We start from the raw sequence: 14,566 nt of genomic DNA on the forward strand, positions 1-14,566 counted from the left end.
AGGCGCGACGTCGCCCGCTCCGCGTGACCAAGGTCACGGAGTCCCGTGCGTAATTCGCTTGGGTAGCCCGTTGCCGGGCTTGAGACGTCGCGCTGGTTTAGCTATCCGCGGTGAAGCCGATGCTCTTGACGAGTCGGCCCCATCGCTCGTGGTCGGCCTTCAGCAGGCTGCCGAGTTCAGCCGGCGAGCTGGGGTTGGCCTCCAGGCCGAGGGTGTTCAGCGCCTCGACCACGTCCGGCGCCTTCAAAGCTGACATCACCGCCGCATGCAGCCGCTGGACCTGGTCCTGCGAAGCGCCAGCCGGCAAGTAGAAGCCATACCATTCCTCGAACACCATGTCCCTGTAGCCCATCTCGGCGAAGGTCGGTATATGGGGAAGAAAGCGGCTGCGCAGGGCGCCGGAAGTCCCGATCACGCGCACCTTGCCTGCCGCTTGATAAGCGGACAAATCGCCGATCGGTAGCACGCAGGCGGGCAGCGAACCGCCCGCCACATCGGTTAACACGGCGCCCGATCCGCGGTAGCCGACATAGGTCATTTCCACGCCGGCGGCGCGTCCCAGCAAGATTCCGGTGAAATGCAAGGTCGATCCCGTGGCGGCACTACCGAAGCTTGCCTTGCCGGGCGTGGCCTTGCACCACTCCATGAATTGTGGAATGGTCTTAACACTGTCGGGCACCGCCGGTCCGACCGCAAAGCCGAAGTTGTAGCTGACCGCCCGTGACACCGGCCTCAGGTCGGCAAGCGGATCGTAAGGTAACTTGCGGTAGGTATGCGGATAAACGCCTAGTATCGACATGGGCGTCATCAGCATAGTGGAACCATCGCTCGGTGCGGTTTTCATCGCAATGGTGGCTACTTGGCCGCCGCCGCCCACGCGATTCTCGACGATCACCGAGCGGGCGTAGCCGGGATGCATCTTGTCCGCGATCCGCCGACCGACTGCGTCCACGGAACCGCCCGCTGGAAAGCCCAGCACGATCCGCGCAAGGTCGATCGTCTGTGCGTTTGCCGGTCTTCCGACCAGTAAAGGAAGGCCCGCTGCAAGACCGGCTTTAAGAATTTGACGTCTCGATAGCGCCATTGGCATTGTCTCCTCTTGTTGACTCTGGCTAGCGGAGAGCCCCCGGCTAGCCATCTGCCGCGATGCGCGGTAGCGTGATCCGGTCAATGACCCAGGAACGCCGTAACCAGGCGATTGAATTTGTCGGCATGCTCCCATTGCGCCCAATGGCCGCAACGGTTGAACACGTGCAACTCGGCGTTCGGCAAGCCCCACAGCAGCTTGAGGCCGGAGTCGAGCGGCACGAAGCGATCATCGCGGCCCCACGTCACCAAGGTCTGCGCCTGGATCTCGGCCAACCGCGAACTTAGGTCGGCAAACTGCCGGGGATTGGCATCCATCGAAGTCACGAAGTTGGTCAGGTGTTCCTTGTGTTGCATCATGTTGTCGTAGCGTGACTGAATCAGCTCCGGCGTCAGGGCCTTGGGATCGAACACGAAGACATTGAGCATGTGATGCAGGTTTTCCACGGTCGGCTCGCGGTACAGGCCCTGCAGCAACTTGATGCCTTCCAGCGGCATCGGGACAAACAAGCTGGTGCCAACGCCGCCGCCGCCCATGATGACCATCTTGTGCAGACGCTCGGGATACGCCAATGCGAAGGAAAGCGCGTTGATGCCACCCATCGAGTTGCCGATGAGACTGGCCTTCTCGATATCGAGCACATCCATCAGGCCCTTGACCGCGGCGGCATTGACCTCGGCGCGGGAGCCGCTGCGGATGACAATCGGATCGCTCTTGTTCCACCCGGGACTGTCCGGCAGGATGACGCGGTAGCCCGCGTCAACGAAGGCATCCACGTTGCGGTGGAGGTTAGACCAGCCCGAGGCGCCTGGGCCGGAGCCATGCATCATGATCACGACCGGGCCCTCGTTGCCCGTATCGCTATAGTGGACTTGCAGATCGAGCTCGCCCTCGCGGATCCGCGCAAAGCGGCTGATAGAGGCTTCGGTGAATGCAGCCATAAGGTCTCCGTAATGTCGGTGTGGTCTGGTGGCGCGGTCGGATTACGCCGCCTGAATGTGGTCGCCGGGACGGGTGAAAATCAAGTGCGGCAGCTCTCCCCCGAGCATCTGGGAACCTAGCCAGCCCGCAGTGTCGTCGCCGTTCTGCGTAATGTGGTTCGCTGCCGCCAAGGTATCGCGCAGCACGCGCTGGATCGGATTGCTGCGGAACACGCCACGCGCGCCGGTGGCTTTGTAGAGCAACAGCACGGCCTGCTCGACATCCCGACCGACATGCGCGATCTCGGTCAGGTGGCGCACCCGGTCCGGGATCGGGATCAGCTGGCGTGCCTGCACCAGCGGGGTCGAATCGGCCATCATTTGCAGCAGCCGTGCACGTGCCGAGCTGACCTTGACCACCGCGTTGGCCAGCCTGTCGCGCACATAGGGGCTCAGGTTGACTGCCGCACCCGTCCCGGTGGCCTGGCGCACCCGCATTTGCTCGGTGTAAATGTCGATGGCAGCCTGCCCATAGCCACAGATTACGGCAGAGACCGATCCGTAGAAGATCTGGCTGAACGGCCAGTAGTACATCGCGCCGCGATCGCTATGGCTGTACTCCACCATGCTGTGGCAACGATGGTCCGGCACGAACGCCTCGCGGATCCGCAAGCTTTTGCTGCCGGTACCGCACAAGCCAAACGTGAACCAGTCATCGATGACCTCATAATCGTCGCGAGGCACTAGGAATGAGTAGCGGTCCACCGGCACGCCCTGCTCGTTCCGCAGGAATCCTCCGACAAACGCCCAATCGCCATGGTCGGTGCCACTCGATGTCGGCCACCGGCCATCGAGGACGAAGCCGCCCTCGACACGCTTGACGGCACCGACGGGTGGATATGACGACGCAATGATGACCTTGTTGTCGTTGCCCCAGACATCGTCGCCAGCGCGCGGATCAAGGTGGCCGAATTCCCATTGATGCACACCGAGGATCATCATGTTCCACGCGCTGCTGCTGTTGTTCCCTTGCGTTATCGGTTGCGGAATTTCCTGAATGCCTCCCTGGTTACGCAAGAGCCCTGCCAGCCCACGTCGATTAGGGGTATGCCCGAATAAGGGGGCGCTCGCCGTGGGCTGCGGAGATAGCGCTAGCGAACCACACGCCGGCGAAGATCGAGTTGGACGGCATCCGAGCACGAGAAAGCTTCATGACCGAATGGTTGGCGGTCCGCTAACTTTGCCGAATTCAGTATTTTGTGAAATCCCTCTTGTGCCGCCGCCTGCAAATTCATAATATTCGGAACCTTGAGGAGATCATCACCTCACTCCCTGTTCCTGAAATCGCCATGACCAAGTCCGGCAGCACTTCGAAGTCCACTGGTTCCGCCGCTGCGCCGACCATGGCTGTTCCGCGCGTGCTGGCCGACATGCACATGCCCAGCGTGCGCGACTTTGCCGATCGCTTGCGTTTCGATCCCGCCGAGGGACGCATCTGGCTCGACGAGCGGCGCGTCCTGTTGATGCATGCGGAGGCGTTCGCGAGCCTGCGAGACGAACTGGTACTGTCGCTGGGCGTCGACACGGCGCGTGGCTTGCTGACACGCATTGGCTATGCGGCTGGTTGCCGCGATGCGGAGTTCGCGCTTCGCATCGCGACCGCGGATCACGGCATCGAGGATGTGGTTCGCTGGGGAGCCGTTCTGCACGCGCTGCAGGGCTTTGTGCTGCCGGAAGTCATCAGCACCCGACGCACCGCCTTCGCCGATGACAACTATCACGGCGAATGGATCTGGAAGAACTCCATTGAGGATGAGTATCACGTTGCCGAGCACGGCGTAGGCGACCACGCGGTTTGCTGGACGGAGGTGGGTTATAGCAGCGGCTACCTGAGTACCTGCGCCGGCCGCCGCATCCTGGTCCGTGAAGTGGAGTGCCGCGCCCAGGGTGCGGTCCACTGCCGGAATATCGCCAAGCCGGTCGGAAAATGGGAGAACGCCGAAGAAGACTTGCGCTTCCTAGAGCCACAACCGACTCCTCCCGCGCGCGTCTTCGGCGGTTTCGAAGCCGGAAGCCGGGTGGGAGCGCCTGCGCCGCTGGCGGTATCTCCCACGTCATGGTCCGCCGACAACAACGACATCCAGTTGGTCGGGGCCTCCGCCGCATTCCATGCGTTGCGACACCATATCTTGCGTGTCGCGCCCACCAACGCCACGGTATTGTTGCTTGGCGAAAGCGGCGTGGGGAAGAGCCTGGTGGCACGCGAGCTCCATCGCTTCAGCCAGCGAGCGCAGGCGCAATTTGTCGAGATCAATTGCGCGGCGATTCCGGAGACCCTGATCGAGGCGGAATTGTTCGGGGTCGAGCGCGGCGCGTACTCGGGTGCCACCACATCGCGTCCCGGACGCTTCGAGGCCGCCGATGGCGGCACCTTGTTCCTCGATGAAATCGGAACGCTGAGCCTGACCGCACAAGGCAAGTTGCTTCGTGTCCTTCAGAACGGAGAACTGGAGCGGCTCGGTAGCAATCGGACTGTGCGCACCGATGTCCGGTTGCTGGCGGCAACCAATGAACACCTGAAAGTCGCGGTGCAGGAGGGGCAGTTCAGGGAAGACCTCTATTATCGACTGAATGTGTTTCCGATCACCATCCAGCCGCTACGGGATCGCAGGGACGACATTCCGCTGCTGACGGAGGTGCTGCTTGCCCGCTTTTGCCATCGCCACCAGCGAACGGTTAGCGGGATTACGCATCTCGCCATGAGGGCGATACTCCATCACGCCTGGCCTGGGAATATCCGCGAACTCGAGAACGTGCTCGAACGTGGAGTCATCCTCGCCAATGATGGCGAGCCGATCGACCTTCATCATCTACAGGGGATCGACGGTTCGCTGGAGCCGTCGTCGTGGCTGGGGTTACGTGAAGGGATGCTGGTTCCCGGGGACGGCTCCTGCGCGGAAGACTTGCCTGACGATGGTGCGGGCGGAATGTATGCGCTGGCCCAGGATCTGCTCAACCGGGGACCTGCATCCATGGCCGGCCTCGAGGATGCCATGGTGCGCGTGGCGCTGCGCCAGGCCGGCGGCAATGTGACCAAGGCTGCCACCCTGCTCGGCCTGACACGCTCGCAGATGGACTATCGGGTCAAGAAACTACAACAGATCCAGGACACTGTATCGTGACGTCTATTGCGCCAGCGCCAGCTGCGAATAGCGCCCGCCGTGGAAAACGAGCGGAGCACTGTCGCCACCCCGCTCAAAATACTTGACAGTGCCGACCATGATGATATGGCCGCCTCCTTCATACCGAAACGCGGTCTCGCATTCGAAACGGGCAGCGCAGCCCTCCAGCAACGGAATACCGGTGGAAGACCGTCCCACCGGCAAATCACGGAACTTGTCCTCGCCGGGACGGGCAAAGCGATTTGACAATGCCTGCTGGTCGACGCCGAGCACATGGACTGCCCAGTGACTGGCCTGCTGGAAGATCGGCAAGCTCCATGCGCACCTCGCCAGGCTCCAAAGCACCATCGGCGGATCCAGTGAAGCTATTGGCAGTGAGACCGACTGGCGTGCCATCGGGCGCGCCGGTCCTGATTACCGTCACGCCCGTGGCAAAGGCGCCGAGCGCCGCGCGGAACGCCCGTGCATCGATTGCGGGAGCGTCCTCGGCAATCCCGGCTTCATCAACCCTGCGCATGGTCACCTCCTCGGTCGGCCGTGCCAGATCGATTCGCGCCCGCGCGCACCAGATCCAGCGCGACATCGACGATCATGTCCTCCTGTCCGCCCACCATGTGGCGCCGGCCCAGTTCCACCAGAACATCGACCGTCTTCAGGCCATAACGCGCCGCGGCCACTTCCGAATGCCGCAGGAAGCTCGAATACACGCCCGCATAGCCCAGCGCCAGCGTCTCACGGTCGACCCGCACCGGCCGGTCCTGCAGCGGACGCACGATGTCGTCAGCCGCGTCCATCAGCTTGTACATGTCGGTACCGTGGTCCCAGCCCATGCGCTCGGCCGCCGCGATAAAGACTTCCAGCGGCGCATTGCCGGCGCCGGCGCCCATGCCCGCCAGGCTGGCGTCGATGCGGTCGCAGCCCTCCTCCACCGCCACGATGCTGTTGGCCACACCCAGGCTCAGGTTGTGGTGGGCGTGCATGCCGGTCTGGGTTTCCGGCTTCAGCACATCCTTGAAGGCGCGGAAGCGGTCGCGGACATCGTTCATGGTCAGCGCGCCGCCCGAGTCCACCACGTAGCAGCAGGTGGCGCCGTAGCTCTCCATCAGCTTTGCCTGCGCGGCGAGGTTCTGGGGCGTGGTCATGTGGCTCATCATCAGGAAGCCCACCGCCTCCATGCCAAGGTGGCGGGCGTACTCGATATGCTGCCGCGAGACGTCCGCCTCGGTGCAATGGGTGGCCACGCGAACGATGCGCGCGCCGGCGTGATAGGCGTCCTTGAGGTCGTGGACCGTGCCGATGCCGGGCAGCAGCAAGGTGGCGATCCTGGCGTGCTTGACCACGCTGGCCGCGGCCTCGATCCATTCGAGGTCAGTATGGGCACCGAACCCGTAGTTGAAGCTGGATCCCTGCAGGCCATCTCCATGCGCCACTTCGATGGAGTCGACCCTGGCCTCATCGAGGGCCCTGGCGATCTGGGCGGCTTGTTCGATGCTGTACTGGTGACGGATGGCGTGGCTGCCGTCGCGCAGCGTCACATCGGAAATGTATGTCTTCTTTTGGCCATGCATGGCAGGCACTCCTTATCTGCAGTGGGTCAGGCGGCGGCGCGTCGGGCAAGCATGGCACCGGCCATCCGCTCGGCGATGGTCAGCGCGGCGCTGGTCATAATGTCGAGGTTGCCTGCATAGGCAGGCAGATAGTGGGCGGCGCCTTCCACCTCCAGGAACACCGAGGTCTTGAGTCCGCTCACCCGGCCCACGCCCGGCACCACCAGCGGCGCGTCGGCCGCGATACGGTCAAACTGCACCTCCTGCTTGAGGCGGTAGCCGGGCACGTACTGCTGCACCTCGGCGGCCATAGCTTCGATCGACGCGGCGATGGCGGCTTCATCCGCCATTTCGCTGAGGCAATACACCGTGTCCCGCATGATCAGCGGCGGCTCGGCGGGATTGAGGACGATGATGGCCTTGCCCTTCCTGGCGCCGCCGATTGCTTCGATCGCCTTGGAGGTGGTCTCGGTGAACTCGTCGATATTGGCGCGCGTGCCGGGGCCCGCGCTCTTGCTGGAAATGCTGGCCACGATCTCGGCATACAACACCGGCGCCACGCGGGAGACAGCGGCCACCATGGGAATGGTGGCCTGCCCGCCGCAGGTGACCATATTGACGTTATGCGCATCGAGATGGGCATCGCCGTTCACCACCGGGATGCAGTACGGGCCGATAGCCGCTGGCGTCAGGTCGATCATCCGCAGCGACGGGCGCAGGCCGCGGAGGAACGCATCGTTCTTCACGTGCGCGCCAGCGCTAGTGGCATCGAACACAATGTCGATGTCATCGAACACGGGCAAGCGGCTCAGCCCGCCCACGCCTTCGTACGTGGTCGCCACGGCGAGGCGCGCGGCGCGTGCCAGGCCGTCCGATGCCGGGTCGATGCCGACCATCGCGCCCATCTCGATATGCGTGCCGTGGCGCAGGATCTTGATCATCAGGTCCGTGCCGATATTGCCGGAACCAATGATGGCGGCTTTGAGCCTGTGTGTACTTTGCATATATTTGCGCTCCCGCAAGAATCAAGAATCAAGAAAATCGCACGGAACAGCGGCCGACGCCACCGATCGACACGTGGAGACTGTCACCGGACTTGACAGGTACCATCGCGGCAAGGGAACCGGAAAGGATAATTTCGCCAGCCCGCAACGGCATGCCCAGTCTTCCCATGGTGTTGGCCAGCCAGGCCACTGCATTTGCCGGGGAGTTCAACGCGGCAGCGCCGGCACCGGTCGCAACGACGCTGCCGTTGCGCTCCAGTACCATTCCGCAGGTACGCAAGTCGAGCGCGCGCGGATCCACCAATTGGCTGCCGAGCACGAACAACCCACACGACGCGTTGTCAGCCACCGTGTCCTGGATCTTGATCTTCCAGTCCCGTATCCGCGAATCAACGATCTCAAAGCAGGCCATCACGCCCTCGGTCGCACGTAACACGTCTGCGACCGAAATACCCGGCCCGCACAGGTCATGCTTGAGAACAAACGCGATTTCCCCTTCCGCCTTTGGTTGAATAAGACGGCGCATGTCGATGGCATCACCCTCCGGCACAAGCATCTTGTCAAGCAGGAATCCGAAGTCAGGCTGGCGCACGCCCAGCATAGCCATCACAGCCTCGCTGGTCACGCCAACCTTCTTTCCAATCACGCGGGCACCCCGGGCTTGCTCGAGCTCTATCACGTGTTGCTGGATGCGATACGCGTCTTCGATTGTCAAGTCTGGATACCGCGTTGAGATCGGATCAACCACCGTACCGCTGCTCACAGCGCGAGAAAGCTCGTCACCAAGGGAAGCAATCAGAGAAGTTTGCATGGAATGCTCTCTCATTAAGAATTGACAAAACCGGAGTCTTGGTTGGCGTCATGGCGCGCGGCATCGGTTCCTGGCGACGTCGGTCGCAGCACGAAGCCCGCGATGGCGGGAACCAGAACAAGCGCGCCGATCATATTCACGACGAACATGAAAGCCAGCAGGATGCCCATGTCCGCCTGGAACTTGATCGGCGAGAATACCCAAGTCAGCACACACAGCGAGAGCGTAGTGCCGGTGAACACCACGACTCGGCCAGTGAAAATCAATGCCTGGTAGTACGCCTGCGCAAGGGTGGCGCCCTGCCGCAACCCGCTCATCGTCACAGAAAGGTTGTATAGCGCGTAGTCGACACCGATGCCCACCCCGAGCGCCACCACCGGCAGTGTCGCCACTTTGACGCCCATGCCGAGCCAGACCATCAAAGCTTCCGCCAGCACCGAAGTCAGCATCAGTGGTAGCACCGTGCAGACCACGGCGCGCCACGAGCGGAAGGCTATGAAACACAGCAGAATCACCGCACCATACACCCAGAGGAGCATCTTGTGGTTGGCGTCCTCCACCACGATATTGGTGGCGGCCTCGATGCCTGCGTTGCCTGCAGCCAGCAGAATCTGCGCATCCTGGCTCGGGTGCAGCGCGCGGAAATCATCCACAGCAGCGACGACCGCCGCGAGGGTCTCTGCCTTGTGGTCGCGCAGGTAAGCATAGACCGATAGCAGGTCGCAGGTCGGATTGAATAGCTCGCGGGGTGCCCTAGCAGCGCCAGCATTGATGAGTTCCTGGTTAGCGATCAGTTCAGCCCATTTTGGATTGCCCTCGTTCATCCCCACCATCGATTGCCGGGTCAGCGAAGCCAGGGATTGTGTGCCCTCCACGCCCGGCACCTCCCGCAGCCGGAACTCAAGCGCATCGACCATTTGCAATCGCTGATATTGCGCGCATTGGCCGGGTGGGGTCTTGACCATCACCACGAACACATCGCTGCTCGCGCGATAGTTTTGCACCACGAACGCGTTGTCGCGGTTATACGTCGACGCCGCGCGCAACTCGGGCGCACCTGCGTCCAGGTCTCCAATGTGCAAATGCCGCGCGGCGCAAATGGCGAGCATACCGAGCACAGCCGCACCCAAGATGACAATGGTCGCGGCCTTGCCTCCCGTCAGCCCTGCCAGCATGGTCCAAACCGAGCGCGTCTGCGCCATCATGCTATCGCGCTGCAACGCCCGCCGCGCGGCTCGCTCCGACACCCCCGTATACGAAAGCAGGATCGGCAGCAACGCGAGATTGGTAAACACCAGAATGCCTACGCCAAGGCTGGCGATCACCGCGAGCTCGCGAATGACCGGCGCGTCCACTAGCCCCAGGATCGCAAAGCCAACCGCATCCGCGAGCAAGGCAGTGACCCCGGCGGCGAACAGGCGCCGAAAGGTGTAGCGCGCCGCGATCAGCTTGTGCGTGCCACGCGCGATGTCCTGCAGTATGCCGTTCATCTTCTGTGCGGCGTGGCTAACGCCGACGGCATACACAAGGAACGGAATCAGGATCGAATACGGATTGAACTCGTAGCCCAGTAGAGGAAGCAGTCCGAGTAGCCAGATGATGCCCGTCAGCGTGCAACCGATCACCAGGGCACTGCTACGCCAGCAGCGCGTGAAATAGAATAACGTCAGGGAGGTGATGGCGATGGCTGCGCCGAAGAAGCCGAGCATCACGCGCAGGCCGCCAATCAGGTCGCCCATCACCTTGGCAAAACCGACGATGCGAACCTTCACGCCCTTCCCGTCGTACTTTTCTCGCAACGTTTCCAGCCGCGCAGAGAGAGCCCCGTAGTCAAGCTGCCGCCCCGTCTCATGGTCAACATCGAGCAAGGGAAGATACACGATGCTCGAGCGGAAGTCCGGCGCCACCAGTTGCCCGATCTCCCCGGACCGCTCAACGTTAGCGCGCAACGCGGCGATACTATCTGGGGAGCCATCGTAGTTGTCCGGGACCACCGGGCCGCCGTCGAATCCGTCTTCGGTCACCCCCGTCCAACGTGTGGCAGGCGTCCATAGCGACTTCATGTATGCCCGGTCCACGCCGGGCAGCAGATACAGCTCGTCGCTAAGCTGCCGCAGCACATCCAGGTAGGCCGCGTCATAGATGGTGCCACCGCGCGTCTCTACGGCGATGCGCACGGCGTTGGAGGTGCCCTGTAAATCCTTGGCGTGTCCAAGATAGTTAACGACAAACGGATGATGCGTCGGGATCGTCTTCAGGAAGCTGGCATTCAGCCGCAGGCCGGTCGCGCCCATACCCAGCGCGACGGTCAGAACCAGGCAGACCGAGATCCACGCAATACGATGGTTGAAGAGGAGCCGTTCGAGAAGACCGCCAGAATTCCGGTCAAACTTCGAAATATCGTCGATTGGAGGAAATTCGAGGGTAAGCACACTATCTGACGTGTGATTCATGTCAATCCTTCGGTATTGAGAGGGGTGCTTATGAGGCCGAGCGAAGGTTCACGTGACTGGCGCCACGTTGGCCCACTACGACCAGCACGCCACTTGACTCCTCCACCACTGCCATAATCGGGATAGGGTTGTCGGCTACCGCGGCCTGGAACTGGCGTCCCCCGTCCGTGCTGCGCCAAGTGCCGCCCGCCTCGTCGAACAGCAGAATCGCGCCGTTGCGCCGCACTGCGCCACCGAACAGCGAGCGCTGCGTGGGGATCTGGCTCTTGCCCCAGTCATCACCGCCATTTTCCGAAACGAATGCGTTCCCGCGCAGGCCTGCGGCAACCAGCTCTCCGCTCTTTCCTCTCTGAAGAGTAAAGAGCGTGCCCTTATACGGAATACTCAGACGCGCGAAGCTTTCGCCGCGATCGCGGGAGCGAAAGATACCACCCGCTTCACCAGCGATGAGCACCTCCGGACCGCTACTCGTGATGGCGTAGAGATGCGAACGCTCCAACCCGGGCAAGGCCGCACCGGCGGGCTCCCAGTTCTCACCGCCATCGTCTGTCGAAAAGAAGAGTCCGTAGGCGCCAAGCGCGAAGCCACGCTGCGCGTTCATAAAATGCACGGCCAGAAAAGGCTTATCAGCGCCATCCGCTACGAAGCGCTCGGCATTCCTGCGGGCGGCGGCATCGGCATCGCCGGCGCGCGCATATAGCTTGCGCGCGGCCATCACGCCATCAAGCTGACGGGTCCAGGTCTGCCCTGCATCCACCGTGCGCAGGATCACGCCGCCATGGCCAACCGCGCAGCCCTTGCTGGCATCTATGAAGGCAAGGTCCGTCAGTGTCACGTCCACCGGCACGGTGGCACTGCGCCACCGGTGCCCACCGTCGTCGGACAATAAGATATGTCCCCGCTCGCCGCACGCTACCAGGCGCGGCCCTGCCTGGGCGATTGCGGTGAGCAGGGAACGCGCGGCAAGCTCGGCAGGGTCGTTACGAACGGCTGCCGGCGATGTGGCAGACGCAGCCATCGGCATGGAGGCCGTCAACGCCAGCGCCTTGAGAAAGCGACGGCGTTTTTCTGAAAAGGAGGACATGGACATGGGGAATCCGTAAAGGGCTACCTGCCTCCGCGAAGGCAGGCAGCATCGGCGATGGCTAGCGAGTCTGGTTGCTCACAAGGGCATCGGGCGTAAAGTAGCTGTCGGCGCGGTAGGGCACCGCCTTGTATTGTTCGTCGAAATCGCCCATCGAGCAGCGATAGAGCCACGCGCCGGTCTGCAGGTTGAAGAACGCATCGGTGCACATCGTCACCACGGCAGGCAACTCGGGAGCAACGAAGGGCAACATCAGGTCCGTGCGCCAGATCTTGCCCTGGGCATCCCAGCCGTCCATCACCGAGGTCGCCCAGGTATCCTCGTCGTGGTACGAGATCCGGCGCGGCACAGCGTGCCGCTTTCCGGCTTTCAGCGTCGCCTCCACCACCCATACGCGGTGCAGCTCCCAGCGCAGATTCTCCGGCTTCAGATGGTTCTTCGCCATCGCTTCGGCATCGCTGATTGTCAGCAAGCGGTTGGTGTTGTACGGGATGTACATCTCCTTCTTTCCGAGCAGCTTCAGGTCGTAGCGCTCTGAAGAACCGACACCCCCGAAAGCTTCATCAAAAAAGCTGGTGCCCGATGCTACGAAGTCCGGCGTATCGAAGCCAATATTGGGCGCGCGACGCACGCGCCGCTGCCCGGCAAGGTATTGCCAGATCATCCTGCCGTCGGAGAAGTCGTTCTGGTCGCGCAGCAACAAAGCCTCGCCCGCGCGGAACGCCGGAGCGTCCGTGGACTGAATCGACTGCCAGAACATGCCATCGTGCTTTGAACCGTCCCCGGCTGGCTCGCGATAGTAGGGAAACTGATCGTTCACCGTAGCCTGCGTCGCCAGCACCGACTGGCCACTTGGGGTATTCGCCCACACCTTGTAGCGCATGTCGATCGATTGCCCGCGCCAGCGCGTGAGGTGATTCCAGCGAACCTCCTCTCCACTCTTTGGGATCGGAAAGGGCACGCCGCCATAGGCACCTTCGACAGCCAGTCCGTCCTTAGATAGCTTGGCTTGGGTAGCGTTGCGCAAGGTATTGTTGTAGAGCCATTGCGGGGCGGCCGCCGTGCGGCGGGTCGGATAGACATTGATGCGGAAAGTGTCGGGATAGCGCTGGAACAGCGCCATCACCCCTTCGCTCAGATGTTCCGAGTATTTGGATGCATTGGCAGCAGTGATCGTGAACAGCGGCTTGTCAGCCGCGAACGGGTCGACACGACGGCCGTCGCTCTTCTGAGCGCCAGACCCGGCGGTATAGCCGCCCGTCCAGACGGGAATGGTTCCTTCCTTGTTGCCGGCGCGTTCCGCGCCCAGCGGCGTCAGTGTCGTCTTGAGAGTGGCTGCCTCCTGCGGCGACACCGCGCCGATGGACAACGCGGGCACCGTCGCCAGAAGGCCGAGCGCCACCGCCAGGATGCGATGAATGGGGTTCTTCATGGTGAAGGGTTCCTAAATGGTGCGTGAGAGGGTGAAGGAGACAAAATCGCGATCCTTCAGCGTCTGTCCGAATGTGAGCGTTCCGGCCGGGGTAGTCAGCGGGGCGGCGCCTCCGTAGTAGTGTGTGTAGTTCAGTCCGATCTTCCACACCTTCAGATACTCGCCGCTAACACCGATGCTGAGGTCCCCGCCGTGGTAGGCGCCGCCGCCAAAACCGGCTACAGCCGAAGAGCGGCCGAACGGGCTGTAACCGATGCCAATCGGGACAGTGATATCGAGCCCGTCCATCACCTGAAAATACGACGGTTCCAGCACGACACGTAGCGCGGCCGCGTCACGTGTGGTGTTGGCATCCAACGCCGCGGGGTTGCGGTCAACGCTTAACCGCCTATTCCAAGCCACCTCCCCGATCAGGTTCGCGGAGGGCCACAACGGTGAGCGGGGCAGCACCGTGATGATGGACAACTGAGCATGGGCAGTAGAACCCACCGCATACAGCGGATTGCCGCTGTTGTCCGCAGCCGTGTTGCCAGCCACAACCTGCGGGTCACTCACTAGCGGGGCATTGCGGCGCATAGACATTTCGCCCCCGACGTTGGCCTCGCCCACAGTGGTCGAGAAGCTCGCGCCGAAGGTACGGATGTTCTCTGGGAACACCAGACTATACTGCCCGATCTGGTCGACCGGCGAGGTCGAGCCCACGCCCGCGCCTGGGCGTAAGTAGACCTGGAAATTCTTGTCGTGGTAGCGCGCGAAATAGAGGCCGAAGTCCGTATCGATCGCGTCGACCCGGTAGCGTAATTGCAAACCGCCTTGGCCACTGTTCCTGGCCTCCTGATCGCGCCCCCGGTAGAAAGAGGCGAGCGGGCCGGTCGTTCCTTCCGCCGCGATGATGCGCTCGCCGCCCGCATCGGCCATGTCGGCGTTGCTGAAGTAGCTGCCCGCCGCCGGCACTCGCGTGCGCCGCCACTCTAGTGTCCTGCGTCAGAAGTTCCTTGCATTATTGACACCACATAGTAGTCTGCGTTGAAGGCACGCAAACGGCG

The 14,566-nt window shown here is 62.4% G+C and carries 10 protein-coding genes and 2 pseudogenes; 1 reads left to right on the forward strand and 11 read right to left on the reverse strand.

Annotation, left to right across the window (positions count from 1 at the left end; genetic code table 11):
- Window positions 1-97 precede the first annotated feature (97 nt).
- The 3 genes from ACGLHR_RS37700 to ACGLHR_RS37710 all read right to left on the reverse strand — a co-directional run bounded on the left by ACGLHR_RS37700 (window position 98) and on the right by ACGLHR_RS37710 (window position 3,009).
- Entirely contained in the window at window positions 98-1,084 is a 987-nt protein-coding gene (locus ACGLHR_RS37700) for a Bug family tripartite tricarboxylate transporter substrate binding protein (RefSeq protein ID WP_400100446.1), read from the reverse strand.
- Between the two features lie 83 nt (window positions 1,085-1,167).
- Complete coding sequence (locus tag ACGLHR_RS37705) at window positions 1,168-2,028, reverse strand: alpha/beta fold hydrolase (RefSeq protein ID WP_400100448.1); 861 nt, start codon at window positions 2,026-2,028, stop codon at window positions 1,168-1,170.
- Window positions 2,029-2,070: 42 nt separating this feature from the next.
- Complete coding sequence (locus tag ACGLHR_RS37710) at window positions 2,071-3,009, reverse strand: acyl-CoA dehydrogenase (protein WP_400100450.1); 939 nt, start codon at window positions 3,007-3,009, stop codon at window positions 2,071-2,073.
- Between the two features lie 257 nt (window positions 3,010-3,266).
- Here ACGLHR_RS37710 and ACGLHR_RS37715 point away from each other — a divergent pair, with 257 nt between their 5' ends.
- On the forward strand, window positions 3,267-5,189 hold the full coding sequence (locus ACGLHR_RS37715) for a sigma 54-interacting transcriptional regulator (RefSeq protein ID WP_400100451.1): 1,923 nt from the start codon (window positions 3,267-3,269) through the stop codon (window positions 5,187-5,189).
- Window positions 5,190-5,192: 3 nt separating this feature from the next.
- On the opposite strand, the pseudogene ACGLHR_RS37720 reads toward ACGLHR_RS37715, so the two are convergent.
- The 8 genes and pseudogenes from ACGLHR_RS37720 to ACGLHR_RS37755 form a co-directional block, all read right to left on the reverse strand.
- Window positions 5,193-5,706 (reverse strand): annotated as a pseudogene (locus ACGLHR_RS37720) (flavin reductase family protein).
- The gene (dmpG, locus tag ACGLHR_RS37725; RefSeq protein ID WP_400100453.1) at window positions 5,693-6,757 is read right to left on the reverse strand and encodes a 4-hydroxy-2-oxovalerate aldolase; all 1,065 of its coding nucleotides are present in this window, start codon (window positions 6,755-6,757) and stop codon (window positions 5,693-5,695) included. The pseudogene ACGLHR_RS37720 and the gene dmpG overlap by 14 nt, the downstream one beginning before the upstream one ends.
- Before the next feature lie 26 nt (window positions 6,758-6,783).
- Window positions 6,784-7,740, reverse strand: a complete 957-nt coding sequence (locus ACGLHR_RS37730) for an acetaldehyde dehydrogenase (acetylating) (protein ID WP_400100455.1) — start codon at window positions 7,738-7,740, stop codon at window positions 6,784-6,786.
- A 28-nt stretch (window positions 7,741-7,768) separates the two neighbouring features.
- Entirely contained in the window at window positions 7,769-8,551 is a 783-nt protein-coding gene (gene dmpE, locus ACGLHR_RS37735; RefSeq protein WP_400100457.1) for a 2-oxopent-4-enoate hydratase, read from the reverse strand.
- A gap of 14 nt (window positions 8,552-8,565) precedes the next feature.
- Window positions 8,566-11,004 carry an RND family transporter gene (locus ACGLHR_RS37740; protein ID WP_400100459.1) on the reverse strand — a complete coding sequence of 813 codons (2,439 nt, stop codon included), beginning with the start codon at window positions 11,002-11,004 and terminating at the stop codon, window positions 8,566-8,568.
- 28 nt (window positions 11,005-11,032) lie between these two features.
- On the reverse strand, window positions 11,033-12,094 hold the full coding sequence (locus ACGLHR_RS37745; RefSeq protein ID WP_400100461.1) for a WD40/YVTN/BNR-like repeat-containing protein: 1,062 nt from the start codon (window positions 12,092-12,094) through the stop codon (window positions 11,033-11,035).
- Window positions 12,095-12,149: 55 nt separating this feature from the next.
- Window positions 12,150-13,520, reverse strand: coding sequence for a DUF1329 domain-containing protein (locus ACGLHR_RS37750; protein ID WP_400100462.1), 1,371 nt, complete (start codon window positions 13,518-13,520; stop codon window positions 12,150-12,152).
- A gap of 12 nt (window positions 13,521-13,532) precedes the next feature.
- Window positions 13,533-14,483, reverse strand: a pseudogene (locus tag ACGLHR_RS37755) (DUF1302 family protein); the annotation flags it as partial.
- Window positions 14,484-14,566: the final 83 nt, after the last annotated feature.

It is taken from the genome of Cupriavidus sp. CuC1, assembly GCF_044627735.1.
Lineage (GTDB): Bacteria > Pseudomonadota > Gammaproteobacteria > Burkholderiales > Burkholderiaceae > Cupriavidus > Cupriavidus ulmosensis.

Bases quoted from the DNA above. Each gene is read 5' to 3' on its own strand.
- ACGLHR_RS37700 (WP_400100446.1), bottom strand. From the start codon at position 1,084: ATGGCGCTATCGAGACGTCAAATTCTTAAAGCCGGTCTTGCAGCGGGC.
- ACGLHR_RS37705 (WP_400100448.1), bottom strand. From the start codon at position 2,028: ATGGCTGCATTCACCGAAGCCTCTATCAGCCGCTTTGCGCGGATCCGC.
- ACGLHR_RS37710 (WP_400100450.1), bottom strand. From the start codon at position 3,009: ATGATGATCCTCGGTGTGCATCAATGGGAATTCGGCCACCTTGATCCG.
- dmpG (WP_400100453.1), bottom strand. From the start codon at position 6,757: ATGCATGGCCAAAAGAAGACATACATTTCCGATGTGACGCTGCGCGAC.
- ACGLHR_RS37730 (WP_400100455.1), bottom strand. From the start codon at position 7,740: ATGCAAAGTACACACAGGCTCAAAGCCGCCATCATTGGTTCCGGCAAT.
- dmpE (WP_400100457.1), bottom strand. From the start codon at position 8,551: ATGCAAACTTCTCTGATTGCTTCCCTTGGTGACGAGCTTTCTCGCGCT.
- ACGLHR_RS37740 (WP_400100459.1), bottom strand. From the start codon at position 11,004: ATGAATCACACGTCAGATAGTGTGCTTACCCTCGAATTTCCTCCAATC.
- ACGLHR_RS37745 (WP_400100461.1), bottom strand. From the start codon at position 12,094: ATGTCCATGTCCTCCTTTTCAGAAAAACGCCGTCGCTTTCTCAAGGCG.
- ACGLHR_RS37750 (WP_400100462.1), bottom strand. From the start codon at position 13,520: ATGAAGAACCCCATTCATCGCATCCTGGCGGTGGCGCTCGGCCTTCTG.